The 17211-nt window shown below is 45.8% G+C and carries 13 protein-coding genes and 2 pseudogenes; 8 read left to right on the top strand and 7 right to left on the bottom strand.

What is annotated here, in order from left to right; genetic code table 11:
- The first annotated feature begins 6 nt into the window (after positions 1-6).
- Positions 7-470, top strand: a pseudogene (locus tag ACTHTJ_RS03800) (hypothetical protein).
- Between the two features lie 414 nt (positions 471-884).
- Here ACTHTJ_RS03800 and nadB read toward each other — a convergent pair.
- Positions 885-2393, bottom strand: coding sequence for an L-aspartate oxidase (gene nadB, locus ACTHTJ_RS03795; protein WP_070585275.1), 1509 nt, complete (start codon positions 2391-2393; stop codon positions 885-887).
- A gap of 51 nt (positions 2394-2444) precedes the next feature.
- Positions 2445-3557, bottom strand: a complete 1113-nt coding sequence (nadA, locus tag ACTHTJ_RS03790) for a quinolinate synthase NadA (RefSeq protein ID WP_070585273.1) — start codon at positions 3555-3557, stop codon at positions 2445-2447.
- 157 nt (positions 3558-3714) lie between these two features.
- Between nadA and ACTHTJ_RS03785 the strand changes: the two genes are divergently transcribed.
- Together ACTHTJ_RS03785 and nadC are read left to right on the top strand one after the other, a co-directional pair.
- Complete coding sequence (locus ACTHTJ_RS03785) at positions 3715-4653, top strand: NUDIX hydrolase (RefSeq protein ID WP_070585271.1); 939 nt, start codon at positions 3715-3717, stop codon at positions 4651-4653.
- A gap of 75 nt (positions 4654-4728) precedes the next feature.
- Complete coding sequence (gene nadC, locus ACTHTJ_RS03780) at positions 4729-5610, top strand: carboxylating nicotinate-nucleotide diphosphorylase (protein WP_070585269.1); 882 nt, start codon at positions 4729-4731, stop codon at positions 5608-5610.
- A 218-nt stretch (positions 5611-5828) separates the two neighbouring features.
- Here nadC and ACTHTJ_RS03775 read toward each other — a convergent pair.
- A pseudogene (locus tag ACTHTJ_RS03775) lies at positions 5829-6011 on the bottom strand (hypothetical protein); the annotation flags it as partial.
- A gap of 262 nt (positions 6012-6273) precedes the next feature.
- Between ACTHTJ_RS03775 and ACTHTJ_RS03770 the strand changes: the two are divergent.
- The 4 genes from ACTHTJ_RS03770 (at position 6274) to ACTHTJ_RS03755 (ending at position 9834) form a co-directional block, all read left to right on the top strand.
- Entirely contained in the window at positions 6274-7134 is an 861-nt protein-coding gene (locus ACTHTJ_RS03770; RefSeq protein WP_070585265.1) for an SDR family oxidoreductase, read from the top strand.
- On the top strand, positions 7124-7948 hold the full coding sequence (locus tag ACTHTJ_RS03765) for an ABC transporter ATP-binding protein (RefSeq protein ID WP_070585263.1): 825 nt from the start codon (positions 7124-7126) through the stop codon (positions 7946-7948). The genes ACTHTJ_RS03770 and ACTHTJ_RS03765 overlap by 11 nt, the downstream gene beginning before the upstream one ends.
- A 102-nt stretch (positions 7949-8050) precedes the next feature.
- Complete coding sequence (locus tag ACTHTJ_RS03760; RefSeq protein WP_070585260.1) at positions 8051-9568, top strand: ABC transporter permease/substrate-binding protein; 1518 nt, start codon at positions 8051-8053, stop codon at positions 9566-9568.
- Positions 9569-9615: 47 nt separating this feature from the next.
- Entirely contained in the window at positions 9616-9834 is a 219-nt protein-coding gene (locus ACTHTJ_RS03755) for an alcohol dehydrogenase catalytic domain-containing protein (protein WP_199900406.1), read from the top strand.
- 135 nt (positions 9835-9969) lie between these two features.
- On the opposite strand, the gene ACTHTJ_RS03750 is transcribed toward ACTHTJ_RS03755, so the two are convergent.
- Positions 9970-10935 (bottom strand): helix-turn-helix domain-containing protein, encoded by a 966-nt coding sequence (locus ACTHTJ_RS03750; protein ID WP_159069499.1) that lies wholly within the window; start codon positions 10933-10935, stop codon positions 9970-9972.
- Here ACTHTJ_RS03750 and ACTHTJ_RS03745 point away from each other — a divergent pair.
- Positions 10916-11692: an SDR family NAD(P)-dependent oxidoreductase gene (locus tag ACTHTJ_RS03745; protein ID WP_070461567.1), complete on the top strand. Its 777-nt coding sequence runs from the start codon at positions 10916-10918 to the stop codon at positions 11690-11692. The two genes, ACTHTJ_RS03750 and ACTHTJ_RS03745, sit on opposite strands and share 20 nt — an antisense overlap.
- Positions 11693-11759: 67 nt before the next feature.
- On the opposite strand, the gene ACTHTJ_RS03740 is transcribed toward ACTHTJ_RS03745, so the two are convergent.
- The 3 genes from ACTHTJ_RS03740 to ACTHTJ_RS03730 all read right to left on the bottom strand — a co-directional run.
- A complete protein-coding gene (locus ACTHTJ_RS03740) occupies positions 11760-12128 on the bottom strand; it encodes a rhodanese-like domain-containing protein (protein ID WP_070461580.1) in 369 nt (122 codons plus the stop codon).
- 186 nt (positions 12129-12314) lie between these two features.
- Positions 12315-16355, bottom strand: coding sequence for a helix-turn-helix transcriptional regulator (locus ACTHTJ_RS03735; protein WP_083297212.1), 4041 nt, complete (start codon positions 16353-16355; stop codon positions 12315-12317).
- Between the two features lie 368 nt (positions 16356-16723).
- On the bottom strand, positions 16724-17211 hold a 488-nt coding region (locus tag ACTHTJ_RS03730), incomplete at its 5' end, for an IS5 family transposase (RefSeq protein WP_440360773.1).

Raw genomic sequence — 17211 nt, 5'->3', positions numbered from 1 at the left:
ATAAAAATGGCAATTTGGAATTATCGGTACTACCTTATCCCATCAGCTGCTATCAGAAATAAATTTAATGCAAATAAAGATATCATACTTGATGAGTATCGATCTAATGGTTTTCAGAATTTTAATGAGAATAAAAGTTTTGAAAATTACTTTATCGATAATGATTTTATATTATTATCAATAATAAATGAAGCAAAAAAAAGCTTAAATCGAAAGAGTCTTGGGATAAAGATGCAATCATGTTTTGTGATAATTTTGGTAATAGTCTTACCGTTTGGCCAGATGATATAGAGTGTGAACTTGATTTAAGATTTGATTATACTAAATTTATTCAGAAAACCATTGACTGGGCAATAAAATATAATTGTCTACTTGTAATCGAAAAAACAGGAAATGTAGTTTCCCCTAATATAAATAATCTAATTTATGAAATAAAAGCATATTTGGAAAGCAAGCCGTGGCCCATATGAAACCTAAACTCAACAAGTAGGATGTGTGCGGAACGCACGCATGCGGTTCTCACGGTTTGAGCCAAGAGGCCGTCTGCAAACAGAAAAACCGTTTCAGACGGCCTTTATTTAATGTGCCGATCTTGCGCGGGCTATAAAGCGCAGTTGTCCAAAAAGGTATATTAATAGGCAAATACAAAAAGGAGGCGAAGTCAATTTTACTACCTTCAAACATTTTCAATTTGGAGTATTGCCATGATAATTAATTATCAAGAAGCAAAGAAAATCGCAGTATCTTTTTTCAGTCAAATAGAGCAAGAAATGGGAATTTCATTGTTAATAGTTGAATCTCATGTATGAGAAAATGATGATAGGTGGTTTTCCCATATCATTCAAAAGAATATTTAGAAACATTTGCAAAGGTCTCTATCAGCCTCAACAATCACTATTAAAATGTGCTCCGATGTTCTCTCTCCGCCTGTATGCGGCTTGGGCAAGGGCGAGGCTGCATTCGAGTAGGTTGCGGTTTTCGTATTCGGACGCGGTGTATGGCTCGGCTTGGTTTTGCTTCCAAAACTGCAGTTGGGCGATGGCGCGGCGCAGGTCGGTATCGTTGCGTATGATGCCCAGATGGCGTTGGTTGAAAGCTTGCAGGGTGGGTCGGCTGAATACGTTTTGGAGGCCGTCTGAAAAGATGTCTGTTTCGGCGGAGGGGCTTTCAGACGGCCTTTGGAATGGTTCGGTTTGGAACGCTTGTCTGTCCGCGATGGTTTGGGCGGCAAGTCTGGCGGTAACGACACATTCGAGCAGGGAGTTGCTGGCAAGGCGGTTGGCTCCGTGCAGTCCGGTACAGGCGGTTTCGCCTAAGGCGTAGAGCTGCGGCAGGGAGGTTCTGCCGCTGGGGTCGGTTTGAATACCGCCGCAGGTGTAGTGCTGCACGGGGCGGACGGGGATGGCTTGGCGCGTGATGTCCAAATCGCATTGGGACAGGCAGTGCCGATGGATGGACGGGAAATGCTGACGGACGAACTCTGCAGGTTGATGGCTGATGTCGAGTGAGACGAAGTCTTGCGTTTGCTTGGTGATTTCGGCGGCGATGGCGCGGGCAACGATGTCGCGCGGCGCGAGTTCGGCGCGGCGGTCGTAATGTGGCATAAACCGTTCGCCCGCTTGGTTGGTCAGGATGCCACCTTCGCCGCGCACGGCTTCGGAAATCAGGAAGGTGCGGCCGTTTTCAGACGGCCTTGCCAAGCCTGTGGGGTGGAATTGGATAAATTCGAGGTTTTCGACTGCGCAGCCTGCGCGTATCGCCATGGCGATGGCGTCGCCCGTGCATTCGGGCGGCGTGGTGGTGGCGGCGTAAATCTGTCCCAAGCCGCCGCCTGCGAGTACGGTATGGCGGGCGCGGATGCGGTAGGTTTCTTGCGTTCGACAGTCGAGGACGGTCAGTCCGCACGCTGCGCCTGATTCGGTTTGAACGTCCAATGCCATCTGCCGCTCGCAAACGCGGATGTTCGGGCGGCGGCGTATTTGGGCAATCAAGCTCTGCATGACGGCTTCGCCCGTGTAGTCGGCGACGTGGGCGATTCGGCGGCAGGTATGCCCGCCTTCGCGCGTCAGGTGCAGGCCGTTATTATTTTGGTCGAACGCCACGCCCTGCGCCAGCAGCCATTCGATTGCCGGTTTGCCCTGCGACAGGATGGTGCGGACGGCGGCTTCGTCGCACAAGCCCGCTCCCGCTTCCAAGGTATCGGCAACGTGCTTTTCGATGTCGTCCTCTCCCGACCACGCCGCCGCAATCCCACCTTGCGCATGGCGGCTAGCGGTGTCCTCCAGCCGGTTTTTGCACAAAATGACGATGCGGAACGATTCAGGCAGCGACAGGGCGAGCGTCAGTGCTGCCAGCCCGTTTCCGGCAATCAATACGTCGCAATCGGTTTGCATGGTGTTGTCCTTGTTGGAGAGGTCGTCTGAAACGGCAATATGGACGGCAAATCAGGCGGGGCCCATGCCGTTGAACACATCTTTTTTCTTCAGCCCTGCCGCGAAGTCGAGCATACGCTGCAAAGGCAGTTTGGCGGCTTCTCCCAGCTTTCTGTCCAACAGGATTTCGTTGTGCCCGCTCGTCAGGGCGTGTTTGATGCCGCCCAGCGAATTCATCGCCATCCACGGGCAGAACGCGCAGCTTTTGCAGCTTCCGCCGTTGCCCGCCGTCGGCGCGGCGATGAATTCTTTGTCGGGCGCCTGTTTTTGCATTTCGTGCAGGATGCCCAAATCGGTCGCCACGATGAATTTTTTTTCAGGACGCGATACGGCGGCTTTGAGCAGTTTGCTGGTCGAGCCGACCACATCGCCCAGCTCGATGACGCTTTGCGGCGATTCGGGATGAACCAGCACCACGGCGTCGGGATGTTCCGCTTTCAACGCCGCCAGCTCCTGCCCTTTGAATTCGTTATGGACGATGCATGAACCCTGCCACAACAGTATATCCGCGCCCGTTTCGCGGCGGATGTAGTCGCCGAGGTGGCGGTCGGGTCCCCAAATCAGGTTCTCACCGCGCGATTTCAGATACGACACGATTTCCAACGCCACCGAAGACGTTACCACCCAGTCGGCACGCGCTTTCACGGCGGCGGAAGTGTTGGCGTATACCACCACCGTACGGTCGGGGTGTTGGTCGCAAAAAGCTGAAAACGCTTCTTCCGGACAGCCCAAATCCAAAGAACATTCCGCTTCCAAATCAGGCATCAGCACTGTTTTTTCAGGGCAGAGGATTTTTGCGCTCTCACCCATGAAGCGTACGCCCGCCACCACCAGCGTACCGGCTTCGTGTTCCGCGCCGAAGCGCGCCATCTCTAAAGAATCGCCCACGCATCCACCCGTTTCCAAAGCCAAATCCTGAATCAGCGGATCGACATAATAATGCGCCACCAAGACCGCGTTTTTCTCCTTCAGCAAAGCCTTGATTTCGTCTTTCAGACGGCCTGCCGTCTCGCGGTCGGGCGTGTCGGCAACCTTTGCCCACGCCTGACGGATTTGGCAGGCGGAAGTCGGCGTTTGGATGAGTGGCATATCGTAATCGAACGAGCGGCGGGCGGCGGTTTGCATGATGTTTCCTTGTAGCTGGTTTTTCAGACGGCATAAAGGTTTGCCGTTTATATTTTGAAATAGTTTTTATATTATGCTCAATTTGAGTATAATAAGCAAGGTCGTCTGAAAACCGCTTTGGTTTACAATAAGGTTTTCTCTTGAATGAAAGCCACGCATGGATGCCTATCCTGAAACAGCAGCCAATACGCAAAGTATCGTCGAGCTGGTTCCTGTACTGATCGCCATTACAAACGGCAGCTTGAGAGTTTTGACAGTTGCCAAAGGAGAGCTATTACCCAATGGCCTGCTTGCACCGCTTCGCCACTCTCTACAAGCAGGAGTCAGGATGTGGGTTGCCAAACAGACATCACAGCCTATGGGCTATGTGGAACAGCTTTATACCTTTGTAGATACGCGCCGTCAAAACGAGCAAGGCCTACCTGTCTTGTACGTCAGCTATCTGGGGCTGGTGCGCGAGGCGGCCGACAACATCCTGCATCCTGACGCGAAATGGCAGGACTGCTACGGCTATTTTCCATGGGAAGATTTGCGCATCGACGGCGGGCAGCGCGCCGCCATCGTCAGCCACCTGCGCATTTGGGCAAACTCGGCGGATACGGAGGAAGTGCGCCAAAAACGGCTCAAGCGCATTCATTTGTGCTGGGGGGTAGAACCGGAAAACTGGTCGGAAGAATACGTTTTGCAACGCTATGAAATGCTGTATGAAAGCGGCCTGATAGCGGAAGCCGCCGAGCCGCAGGCAAACTTCGACTTCATGCTCACGGGGCAGCCTATGCGCCACGACCACCGCCGCGTGTTGGCGACTGCTCTGTCCCGCCTGCGCGCCAAAATCAAATACCGCCCCGTGATTTTCGAGCTGATGTCGCCCGAATTCACGCTGCTGCAACTGCAAAACAGCGTCGAAGCCATCAGCGGCAGATTGCTGCACAAGCAAAACTTCCGCCGCCAGATTCAGCAGCAAAACCTCATCGAGCCGTCGGATACCAGCGTATCGGGCAGCAAAGGCCGTCCCGCGCAGCTTTACCGCTTCCGCGACGACGTTCTGCCCGATCAGCTGATTTCTGATATCGGACTGCCGCTGGGTAGCCGCTAACTGATTTTCAGACGGCCTCAAATTAAATTTTGCCCCATCGGGCAATATCAATATTTTTCCAACAAAGGAACCTTCATGTCGTCTGAAAACAACCTTCTTCCTCTCCCCGATACCCTGTTGCGCCCCATGGTAGAACAAGCCTTAAGTGAAGATTTAGGCAGGCGAGGCGATGTTACGTCCGCAGCCGTTATCGCTCCCGACAAAACCGCCAAACTTTTCCTCGTCAGCCGCAAAGACGGCGTTATCGCCGGCATGGATTTGGCGCGTCTTGCCTTTCAGACGATGGATCCGTCCGTCCGTTTCCAAGCCGAAATCCAAGACGGGCAAGCCGTTTGCGCAGGTCAGACACTTGCCACCATCGCAGGAAACGCCCGCGCGCTGTTGGCCGCCGAACGCACCGCGCTCAACTATCTTACGCATTTGAGCGGCATCGCCACCGCTACCGCTCGCGCAGTAGCCGAAGTTGCCGGTTACAATGTGGACATCGTGTGCAGCCGCAAAACCATCCCCCTGTTGCGCGTCCTGCAAAAATACGCCGTCAGAGCAGGTGGCGGCGTAAACCACCGCATGGGCTTAGACGATGCCGTACTCATCAAAGACAACCACCTCGCCTATTGCAGCAGCATCGCCCAAGCCGTGCAGCAGGCAAAGCAGGCGGTCGGACCGTTGACCTGCGTGGAAATCGAAGTGGACACATTGGCACAACTGGACGAAGCCATCGCGGCGGGCGCGGAACGGATTTTGCTGGATAACATGGACGACGAAACCCTGAAAGAAGCGGCAAACCGCTGCCACACGCAAACCGCCTACCCCCACACCGTCTATTGCGAAGCATCGGGCGGCATCGGCTTCGACCGCCTGAAGCGCGTGGCGCAAACCGGAGTGGACGGCATCGCCCTCGGCTATCTGACCCACAGCAGCCGCTCGTTGGACATAGGCTTGGATTTCGTGGCTTAAATTTCGAGTTTGCTATAAAGCAAAGGCCGTCTGAAATATAGACCTTTTATTTTCAAGCAGCCTTTTTGCTTCCAAAGTAGAAGATATAAAAATTATGCAGGTTAGCTTCAACTTTCATATAATATGAAAGAGTAGGGCATAACTAAGCCATCATGTAAAAAGCCGTCTGAAACCCAATGTTCAGACGGCTTTTTACTCCCAAAATGATTAATTGATCATTACCATTTTCCAGTTATCACAATGCGGATTGTCCTACCTGGTGCAGGCATGTAAGAGCGGCTCATCGGGTCGAGGTAGTAGCGGTTGGTCAGGTTGCTGCCCACCAGCTCGGCAGTCAGGTTTTTGCCGATTTTGTAGCGCAGGTAGGCATCCCATACTGCAACAGGCTGCCAGCGCATATAGTCGGGGTCTGCCTGTTTTCCATTACCTGCTTGGTCGTAATATACCTGAAAAATCGCCCTGCGGTATTATTCAGCTTAATAATCAAGTAAGTCTTTCGCGGCTTATCGTATGTAGGAAAACTGCTACAATAATAACCATCAATAAACCATCCCTTGAATCTATTCAGTCTACCTGAAACTCAAAAAGCAGCATGCACATGGTTTTACAGAAACCCTGTAAACGGCAAAGCTATCTCTTTAGAAAACGCATAAGGAAAACAACATGAATCTAGCCATCACTGGCTCCAGCGGCAACATCGGCGGTATGGTCGCCCGTCATCTGAACACACGCGGTCTGCCGCTTATTCTGCCGCTGCGCAATCCTGCCAAAGCGACCGATTTGCCGAACTGCGAGGCGCGACGGTTTGCCTATGGTGATTTAGAGCTTGCTAAGCAGGTATTAAACGGTGTGGACGTGCTGTTTATGGTGTCCGCCGCCGAAAGTCCGATGCGCGAACAGGAGCATTTGACTTTGGTGCAGGCTGCTTCGGAAGCGGGTGTGAAGCATATTGTCTATCTCTCTTTTGCACAGGCGGCGTTGGATAGCACCTTCACGCTGGCGCGTACCCATGCGGTTACCGAAAATGCAATCCGGCAAACAAATATGCGCTACACCTTTCTGCGCGACAATTTTTACAGTGAGATGATGGCAACAATTGCTAACGCAGACGGCATCATCGCAGGCCCAGCCGACGATGGGCGCGTTGCCTGCGTTTCGCAGCGCGATGTCGCCCAAGCAGCGGCAAACATCATCGCCGACATCGCTTGCGACAATCACCACCACGATAATCAGACCTACACACTGACCGGTTCCCAATCATTAAGTTTTGTTGAAATAGCCGCCGTCTTAACCGAAATCACCGGCAAACCGCATTGCTACCACAATGAAACTGTGGAAGAAGCCTTCGCCAGCCGCAAAGCTGAGTATCCTGACACTCCCGATTGGCAGATTGAAGCCTGGGTTTCTACCTACACTGCCATTGCCAAAGGCGAGCTTGCTACCGTTTCAGACGACCTGTCGCAGTTGTTGGGACGTGCACCACTTAGTTTTGAAGACGTAGTAAAGGCGCAATATGCAAAATAATCTTGTCCCATTTATCGAGTTTCGTAGCGTAGGCAAGCAATATGACGGCAAATATGCTGTGCACGATTTGGATTTGACCATTTATCAGGGTGAATTTTTCGTGTTGGTGGGTGGCTCGGGTAGCGGCAAATCCACCACTTTACGCATGATTAACGCGCTAATTGAACCGACCGATGGCAACGTTTATCTGCACGGGAAACGGATTAAAGACTACGACATCCGTCAGCTTCGCCACCAAATTGGTTACGTATTGCAGCAAATCGCGCTTTTTCCCACCATGACCGTCGCGGAAAATATCGAACTCATGCCTGACGTACTGGGCTGGCCGAAAGCCGAACGCAAAACGCGTGTGAATGAATTATTGGAGCTGGTGGAACTTGACCCTGCGCACTACCGCGACCGCTATCCGCACGAACTTTCCGGCGGTGAACAGCAGCGCATCGGCATTTTGCGAGCCATTGCAGCCAAGCCCCAAGTTCTGCTGATGGACGAACCGTTTTCAGCACTTGACCCGCTGGTGCGCACCGTGCTGCAAGACCAAATTGCTATGATTCACCAAAAATTTGGCACCACTATCGTTTTCGTTACCCATGATATGCAGGAAGCCGCCAAACTCGCTTGCCGTATCGGTGTAATGCATAATGGCAAACTGGTACAAATCGACACACCTGAAGAAATCAAAAAGCAGCCGGCAAATGATTATGTGCAATCGCTGTTTTCCACCGCCGATGCACCCGATGCCGAACGCATCATCCACCAATTCTTACGGTTGGATAAACAGGGACAGGAAGCTGTGAGAAGGGCAGTGTTATGATGGTGAAGGCCGTCTGAAACCTTTTTCACGGCGCTAACACCTTTGCTGTAAAGCAAACATAAACATCTATTATTCAACATACTAACCATAACAATTAAAACTATGTTCTCATCCCTAAACGTTACCCCAGCAGAACTCTGGCAAATGTTGCTTACGCATTTATGGCTTTCCGGACTGGCTTTGCTCGCGGCAGTAGCGATTGCGGTGCCTGCCGCCGTGTTGTTTGCGCGCAGACAGCGGGCAGCGGAAGCGGTATTGCAGTTCACCAATATATTGCAAACCATTCCGTCTTTGGCGCTGCTGGGTTTGCTGATTCCGTTTGTCGGTATCGGTTCGCCGCCCGTCTTGATTGCGCTCACGCTATACGCGCTGTTGCCTATTTTTCAAAATACCTATTTGGGGCTGACCCAAATCGACCAATCGATTCAAGATGCGTACACCGCATTCGGACTATCGCGCTGGCAATCATTGTGTCGGATTGAGCTGCCGATGGCTTTGCCTGCCATGATTTCGGGCATTCGCACGGCGGCAGTGCTGATTGTCGGCACGGCAACACTGGCGGCATTAATTGGCGCAGGCGGCTTGGGCAACCTGATTCTGCTCGGCATTGACCGCAACAACATGACAATGACGTTTACCGGCGCATTGTTCTCTGCGTTATTGGCTGTCGGTGTAAGCGGCATTATCGGGCTGTTGCAGAAATCGCGACGCAAGTTGCCGATTATTCTTGTATTGGCGGTGGGCTTCGGCGCACTCGGTCTGTCGCAGATTTCATTTACACCTGCTACAAAAAACGTGGTGGTTGCCGGCAAAATGGGGAGTGAGCCGGATATTCTGATTAACATGTATAAATTATTGATTGAACGTGAGAATTCGAACGTGAAAGTCACAGTCAAACCTAATTTTGGCAAAACTACTTTCCTGTTTAGCGCACTGAATAGTGGCGAAATCGATATTTATCCTGAATTCACCGGCACAGTGCTGGAAGCCTTAGTACAAGTACCAACTGAACAGAAGAACCGCCATCTGTCGCCAGATGAAACCTATCAACGGGGCAAACAATTATTGGCGGAACAATATCAGTTAGAGTTTCTGCCACCAATGTCTTATCAGAACACTTATGCGTTGGCAGTCAAAGAAAGCTACGGCGCGGAGCACCAACTGAATGCCATCAGCGACTTGAAGCAGGCTGTGCCCGATATCCGAGCAGGTTTCTCACTGGAATTTACCGACCGAGCGGACGGCTACAAAGGCATGCAGGCAGCCGGTATCATGCTAAAACACATTGTCAGCTTGGAACCTGCCTTACGCTATACGGCATTGTTGAATGACAAAATCGACCTAGTCGAAGCCTTCTCCACCGATGCAGAATTGAAACAATATCAATTGCACCTACTGAAAGATGATATTTCCCTGTTTCCTGCTTACCAGGGGGCACCATTGATGAAAGCAGAATTTGCCGAAAAAAATCCGCAAATTGTGACCGCACTTAACCGACTGGCGGGAAAAATTAGCGAAGAGGAAATGAGCGAGATGAACTACCGCGTAAAAGTGCAAGGTGAAAGCGCAGAAAACGTGGCTCGGGATTATTTAGAGAAAAATGGGTTGTTAGGAAAGTAAAATTGGCAGTAGGCTACCTGAAAGCATCAGATTCTTAGGGAGGTATTATGAAAGCCGTAAAAATCTATCAAGCCGGCGGTCCAGAGCAACTGATTTATCAAGACGTGCCAACACCTGATATCAAAGAGAGTTGGTCACTGGTAAAAATCAAAGGCTTCGGCATCAACCATTCCGAGATTTTCACACGCGAAGGCAAATCGCTGTCTGTCCAGTTTCCGCGTATCTTGGGCATTAAATGTGTAGGCCAAGTGACGCCTTTAGAATAAAACAGTGGTCTGAATTGGTTTCATGGATATTGATAAAGAGAAGGTCGTCTGAAATTCTTCAGACGGCCTTTTATATTTGAATCATCATTGACTTTAAATACATTGAATATCAACGGCAGCTTTATTGAAACTAGGCTACGACTGCTGAAATTCCTTGCGAAATGCCAACGGTGTTTTCTGCATTTCTTTCTTAAAAAATTTGCCGAAATGCGTAGCCTCTTCAAAGCCGAGTTGCCACGCGATTTCTTTGACGGACACTTTCGTATAAGCCAACAATCGCTTGCTTTCCAATAAAATTCTTTGATTAATGAACTGTTTTGCTGTTAGCCCCGCATATTGTCGGCAGGTTTGGTTCAGTGTTTTTTCGTGACATGAAAGCGCATCAGCGTAAAACGCCAGTTGGTGCTGTGTGGAAAAATGCGTTTCCAGCAACGCACAAAATGCCTGCCAACGCTGCTTTGGGAGGTCGGGCAGGGCGTTTTGCGGCGAATACACCGACGACAGCCAAGTTAAAAATACACCGAGTTGCTGCTGTACCAGCTCGGCTTTTGCCGATTGCGCCAAATCGTCCGCATAGCGTAAATCAGAGAGGGTATGCATCATCTGGGTGAGCAAAGGCACGTGTTGCGGCGCCACCTTGCCTTGGGATGGCAGTTGTCTCAACTTGTCCGAAATATTGGAGGTCAGTATTTGTGGCGCAAAGGACATTCCCCATCCGTCCCAGTCTGCCACACCTGTAAAATGGTGAATTTGCTTAGGGCGAATCAGCAGCCATTCGCCTGTTTGCTGTACCATCTCGGCAAAGTCCAAAATGTGCCGACATTCTCCCTGTTGCACCCAAATCCACACAAAATATTCAAAGCGGTGTTGTTGCTCAAGTTGGGTTTTAATGGCTGCATCTGCTGCTGTTTCACTTTGGTAAAACACTTGTGCAGTGCAAATTTCCAGACCGATTTCGTCTTCCGATGTGATATTTTGGATAAAAGGTTTGTTTTTTACCATAAATAAGCCATTTTTTACTTTTAATTCAACACAATTATACCATAAAATACCACCATAAATTAAACAAGAGGTAAACAAAATGGTAAAAACAGCACTCATTACAGGCGCATCGAGCGGCATTGGTTTGGAATTGGCAAAAATTCACGCACAGCAAGGCGACAATGTGGTTTTGGTCGCACGCTCCCAAGACAAGTTAAATAAAATTGCCGAAGAATTGACCGCACAATTCGGTATTAAAGCGTACGTTATTGCTATCGATTTAGCAGAATCTAATGCTGCCGAACGCATTTTTGAGCAAACCCAGGCGTTAGGTATTCAAGTCGATTATCTGATCAACAATGCAGGTTTGGGCGGGCATGGCAAGTTTGCCGAGCGGGATTTGGCAGATGAAATGCATATGGTGCAAGTGAATATTATCGCGCTGATGTCGTTAACCCGACTGTATCTGCCGTCCATGTTAGCGCAACAGTCAGGCAGAATTTTGAATGTTTCGTCCACCGCATCATTTATGCCCGTCCCTAATCAGGCAGTGTACTATGCCACCAAAGCTTTCGTAACTTCATTCAGTCAAGCCGTAGCACAGGAAGTGTCTGTAAGTGGTGTGACAGTTACGGCACTTTGCCCGGGCGCAGTGGCAACGGGCTTTGTGGCTGCAGGCAATTTGCAGGGTGTGGCCGCCTGGGATAACGCAAAATCTGCGCAATCCGTGGCACAGTATGGCCACAAGGCGATAATGCGCGGCGAATTGGTGGCATTTAACGAAGGAAAACTGCGTTTTATGTTGGATTGGATCATTCCGTTCCTACCACGCCATTTGGTACTAAAAATGTCGCAAATGGCGATGGAGAAGAAATAATTTCTTTATCATAAAAAATCCCCTAACGCTTTATGCCAGGGGATTTTTGTTTTTAAAGATGTGATATTTATTTCAATCCTTTTTTCACCAAATCTTCATATCCACCATGGTTGGTCACATTGGTGTAGCCAGCATTTTTCAACTCGGTCAATGCGGTTTCTACACGACGACCACTGCGGCAATAGAGATTAACGGGCGCAGTTTTATCTGGGCTAACCGCTTGAATACGTGCAAGGATTTGATCGTGCGGAATATTCACGGCATCTTGTAAATGACCTGCGTTAAATTCCTCGGCTGAACGTACATCAATCCAAACACTTTTTGCTTTTTCTGGTTGTACTGCGCTTTGTTCTGTTTGTGGTGCAGTATTCGCAGAAGCCAAAAACGGTACAGCAATCGCTGCCGCAGAAAGTACTGCTGTAAATAATTTTTTCATCATTCAATCTCCAATTAGATAGAAAATAATCGTCTTATAGGTTTAGGAATCTTATTAAATTAACAATCATGAAAAATATCTAAAATTTTGACCGCACTTTTACACGAAAAAGCCATCTGAAATTTAGTATTCAGACGGCCTTCCATATAAAGTTAGCTGCACAAACGCCTAGATATCCCTAATTCATCATAAATGCATATCTAATCGATGCTCATTATCCCACATTTCAGCTTCATTTTTATAAGACTTAGCCAACTGACCAAGTAACTCATCGGCCACAAACGGATGAGTAATAGCTAATTGTCTACGCCAATCTTGATATTGTTCGAATATTCTCCATTCTTGAGCACCACCATCACCAAATGAACGACTTGTAACTCCCCTGCTATTACGTTTTTCTATATACATTCCTTCAATCATATTTTTAGAATGTATATCTTCAACTAAATCACGTACACCTTCACAAGGCCAAATCCCATCTTCTCCATTTTGGCAATGGCCTAATAACTTACCAATAAAATATTCAACGATATTTCTACGTCCATGCTTTTCAGCAAGGTTAATTGCTTGTTTTACCCATCCTTCAAGCTTTTCGGGATTAATTTTTCCTAAATTATCTTCGCCCGGTATGTGGCTTAAGGCATTTAAAGTATACCGGTAATATTTAACTAATTGCGTGTTAACAGCCTCATTTTCATCTTCTAATCCATCATCTCTTTTATAAAGTTTTGAGATAAGTTGAACGAAAAATTCAGGATGTTCTTCTAAATATCTTTCTAAACTTTTGATTGAACAATTTTCACTTTTTCTTCCATAAGGTGCTAAAGCCACTATGTAGGAAAATTCTAAATTCGCCTTTTGTTCTAAGCTCAAAGTTTCACAATCAGAAATTTGAGAAAATGCATCTCCTAACCGATAACTATCTGGTGGATTATTTTCATTTTTTGCTGTTGGTAAAAGCATTGCTGTTAAAATCTCAAAAATAACTTTAGGAGATATTTTTTTTAGATTAAAACTAATATATAAAAAAGCAGTTTGAGGTCTGTTTGCTGACAGCAGACATCTTACGGCATTTTCAGCTTCATTTATATTCTGACAATATGATGGAACAATTTGCTCCCAATATTCTTGTTGGTAATGTTTCTCTAGAGACTCAACCAAGCTCCATACCTGTGAATCAAAAGGTGCCTGTAAGTATACTTGTACTTTACCAGAATCATCTAAATACCCAGAAAGGGTTTCAAATAAAGAGGTGTTATCATCACTTTCGGATAACAATCCCCGAATAATGTTCTTATAATTAATGTGAGCATCTTTTTTAAAAGACTCCAGAGCCAATTTAATTAATTGTACTGACTCCTCATCTGATGAAAATACAAAACGTCTTAGAAGAAAACCTATCGTACTTGCGCAATCTCCTTTTAAAGATAATTCTAGAATTCCTGAAAGTCCTTTTTCTTGTAAAATTTCTTTTAACGCGACAACACGATTTTGGTTAATAATTCCTTCTCTTTCTTCAAAATTCATATTTGGATCATCTTCTATCTCATCAGTAGAGTAATCTACCCAATGAGATCTAAATAACCAGAAATATTTATCTATTAGTTCTTTGGGTTCTAATGCTGCATATGTCTGCTTGCCCAATTCCGTAAACATAATTCTATTAGAATCTCTTTTAGCTCTTTTAGATAAAATAGTCGTGCGAAGTTTTTCTCGCATGGTAATTTTCTCAGATTCTGTAGCTTGGTTTAATGCCCAATCTTTAATAAGAAACCAAATTTTATTTTGCTGTTTAGGTGTTAAACCATGAATATGATTGACTAAATCAAGTAATTGTTCAAATGTATGACTTGCCCAAGTTAATGCTATTTCTACTGAGGCATTCCAGAAATCATAAACATCTTGTTCAGTTACTGTATTTTGAGCACAATTATTCCTCCAAATACATTTACTAGCTGGAAATGCTGTTTGAGCAGATGTACTTGGAAATTGGCTAATACAAATTCGCCAACCGATATCTGGAAATTTTCTAACTAACTCTTTTAATAATTGAATACGTTCTTGCGTATTGATATTTGTAGCAGGTAACCAAGCTCTAAAAACTCCAGATAATGAATTAAAAGGTTTGTTGCTATAATTATCAGTGATTTCCTCTTGACTTAATTGAGCCAAAATTTTTACCACTCTAGCAACTGTTAATTTATCCCAAGCTAATTTCTCTAATGCCCACAACAAATCAGTATACTTAGGTGAAGAGAAAATATCAGTAGAAACAGGTTGCATTAGCTCTAAGAATTGCTTATCAGTTTTCAAATCGTTTTCTATAATACTTAAAAATACTTTTGGGCTCGCTTCTGCATACACTGAGAAATCAGATGCTTGTGCAAGCAATACTCTTAAGTTAAGTGGAGAGAATAATTCTTCCACGAGTTTATTTACTGCTTCCTCACAATTAAAAGCTAATCTACTTTTAAATAATTCATTACCATGAACAGCCAATAAAATAAGCATCTCCCCTATACTATCTCTCAAGCCTTTAGAATGCTGACGCTTTTTATCATATATATTAGCTTGCCATTGCTGATCTTTAGGCAAATCTAAGGCAGGATTATCTTCTCCTAAAACTAATTTAGCGCTGTCAAAGAAGCGCTCTAAATCTGCTTTAGTAATGTAGGGTGCAATAGCAAATAACAAATCGATTTTTGATACTACTCCTCTATGTGAGTCTACTGCCCAAACAGGAGAGTCATTAAGAAGCAAGCTTACTTGAAACTCTTGTTCTAAAGACTCATACGGTAAATTTTTTGATAAAGCTTCTAGGATAGAAATGTCATATTGATTAGAACTGTCCCATCCTCCAGCAAATAGAAATGGAATAAGAACTTGATTATGACTATCTACCCATTCAGGCTTATGAATAGCCTCATTCTTTGACAGCTGTCGTCGCAGGACTGTTAATGAATAACCGGATTTTTTTGCCAATTCTTGTGCTGTATCATAGGAATACCCCATTTCTTCTAATGAATGAAGAAAAGTTACTGAATCTAAAATTTCAAGTTTTAGATCAATATTTTGTATTAGAGTATTTTTAGGGTAAACAACAAAGGCATGAATCTTTTGCGAATATTGAGCCAGCTCTTTTTCGACGTTTTTATTATCAGTAATTGCAATAAAACTCTTAGAGCCTTGAGCAAGACGAGAAAGGACATTCTCTTCTTTAAATACTAGACAATTATCTCTATAAGAAATAAATTTTTTATCTGAAAACAGGGCGGACAAAAATGCCATTGCTTCGATTTTAGAATCAGCTGCAATGTAAAAAGGTTTTTGGGGCGGTTTGGATAAATAATCCAAAATCTTTTCTTCATATACTTTAATTAATTTGTTAAAGAAAGACGTATTTAAACTTGGATTACACACATTTGCCCATTCTTGACATACACTATCTAAGGAATCTACATTTTGTGTAGGCAATTTTGCTTCATTTGCCAGCCAACTTTGTGCTGGTAATGACTGAGCTAGCCACTGTTCAAGATCGCTTGCATCATATGCTCTGACATCTTTCCATTTATTAAGAGCTTTCTTTTGCTGAACCCATTTATTTTTTCCAGGCCAGCGACGAGGTGTTACAAAAATAAATGTTATATTTTTAGAATCTGAAAGGTGAGCCTTAAGGCTTTTATCAAAATCACTATCAGCTTTGGCCTTAATATCTTTATTAACACCAAATTCCCAGCCTGAATTACCATCAGGAATCCACGGAGTTGCTTCATTTGACTCAATCCAACCATCCCAGCCAGGTCGTTGTGAATCATCATTTCCAGGAAAATCAATTTGAGTTATTTTTTCGCTCGTTGAGTGGATCAGTGTTCTCAAAAAAACAGATAAACGTGATCTTGATGAAATTTCGCAAGTATTGACCCAATTTTCAATATCATTTGCTTTTATATCTAAAAAAGGAGGAGCATAAATATGAGTTGCAGGAGCTTCAGTTTGTTGAATTAGAGCATCTTCATACTCAGCCTGCCATTGCATTAATTGATCTAATGGGAAGTTAAAGGTCTTTGATAACCGCTGAGCCATGTTAGGTGACAACATTGCTTTACCATTCAAGAAATTAGATAGTGCAGGTCGACCAATTGCTAGCAATTTTGCAGCTTCTGTTACCGTCATTCCTTTAGGTAATAACTCTTCTTTGATTCTTAAGCCAGGATGTTTTACAATCATTTTTAGTTCCTTATTTAAGGGTTTATCAAATGCATTTCTGCGTATATTTTGTAACACTAACGATACGCCAATACTGTGTAGCGTTACACAATACAGATTAACTCTGAGGAATTAAAAGGTCAAGCATCTGAGTCTGCTTGACTTTTTCTTTTTCAAAAAATAGCACTTGTAAGTCTTTAGATATCTCTTAGGTTTACGATTACAACCCAATTCATAGACTGAGACCTTTGCAAAAACTCCCTTTTACCCGACGGCCGAAACCTAAACACAGGTTTTCGGCTGTTTTTGTTTCGAATATCCACTGATTCTACTCAAATACCCCCCTTAATCCCCCTTGGATACCCGATAATCAGGCATCCGGCCGCCTTTTAGGCGGCAACAGGCACACTTAGCCTGTTAGCCGCTTTCAAAAGGTTCAAACACATCGCCTTCAGATGGCTTTGTGCACTTACTTTGAGCAGACCAAAATAGACTGCCCGGGCATAGCGGAATTTACGGTGCAGCGTACCGAAGCTCTGTTCGACCACATAACGGGTTTTTGATAAATATCGGTTACGTTTGGTTTGTGCTTCCGACAGCGGATGTTTGCGGTGGGCTTTGCGCATAATGCCGTCCTGCAGCCGATGCTCTTTCAGATGTTGCCGGTTTTCCTTACTGTCGTAGCCTTTGTCGGCATAGACGGTCGTACCTTTGGATAGGCCTTCCAACAAAGGCAACAGGTGTTTGCATTCATGGGCATTGGCAGGGGTAATGTGCAGTTTCTCAATATAGCCTTCCGCATCGGTACGGGTATGTTGTTTGTAACCGAGTTTGTAGAGGCCGCTTTTCTTTATCCAACGGGCATCGCTGTCTTTAC

It is taken from the genome of Neisseria sp. P0018.S001 (genome assembly GCF_051957355.1).
In the GTDB taxonomy this organism is placed as follows: domain Bacteria; phylum Pseudomonadota; class Gammaproteobacteria; order Burkholderiales; family Neisseriaceae; genus Neisseria; species Neisseria subflava_A.
The sequence above is the reverse complement of the archived record's forward strand: the minus strand, read 5'-3'. Positions and strand labels throughout refer to the sequence as shown.

Bases quoted from the DNA above. Each gene is read 5' to 3' on its own strand.
- ACTHTJ_RS03735 (WP_083297212.1), bottom strand. From the start codon at position 16,355: ATGATTGTAAAACATCCTGGCTTAAGAATCAAAGAAGAGTTATTACCT.
- nadC (WP_070585269.1), top strand. From the start codon at position 4,729: ATGTCGTCTGAAAACAACCTTCTTCCTCTCCCCGATACCCTGTTGCGC.
- ACTHTJ_RS03755 (WP_199900406.1), top strand. From the start codon at position 9,616: ATGAAAGCCGTAAAAATCTATCAAGCCGGCGGTCCAGAGCAACTGATT.
- ACTHTJ_RS03770 (WP_070585265.1), top strand. From the start codon at position 6,274: ATGAATCTAGCCATCACTGGCTCCAGCGGCAACATCGGCGGTATGGTC.
- ACTHTJ_RS03765 (WP_070585263.1), top strand. From the start codon at position 7,124: ATGCAAAATAATCTTGTCCCATTTATCGAGTTTCGTAGCGTAGGCAAG.
- ACTHTJ_RS03740 (WP_070461580.1), bottom strand. From the start codon at position 12,128: ATGAAAAAATTATTTACAGCAGTACTTTCTGCGGCAGCGATTGCTGTA.
- ACTHTJ_RS03750 (WP_159069499.1), bottom strand. From the start codon at position 10,935: ATGAGTGCTGTTTTTACCATTTTGTTTACCTCTTGTTTAATTTATGGT.
- nadA (WP_070585273.1), bottom strand. From the start codon at position 3,557: ATGCAAACCGCCGCCCGCCGCTCGTTCGATTACGATATGCCACTCATC.
- ACTHTJ_RS03745 (WP_070461567.1), top strand. From the start codon at position 10,916: ATGGTAAAAACAGCACTCATTACAGGCGCATCGAGCGGCATTGGTTTG.
- nadB (WP_070585275.1), bottom strand. From the start codon at position 2,393: ATGCAAACCGATTGCGACGTATTGATTGCCGGAAACGGGCTGGCAGCA.
- ACTHTJ_RS03760 (WP_070585260.1), top strand. From the start codon at position 8,051: ATGTTCTCATCCCTAAACGTTACCCCAGCAGAACTCTGGCAAATGTTG.
- ACTHTJ_RS03785 (WP_070585271.1), top strand. From the start codon at position 3,715: ATGGATGCCTATCCTGAAACAGCAGCCAATACGCAAAGTATCGTCGAG.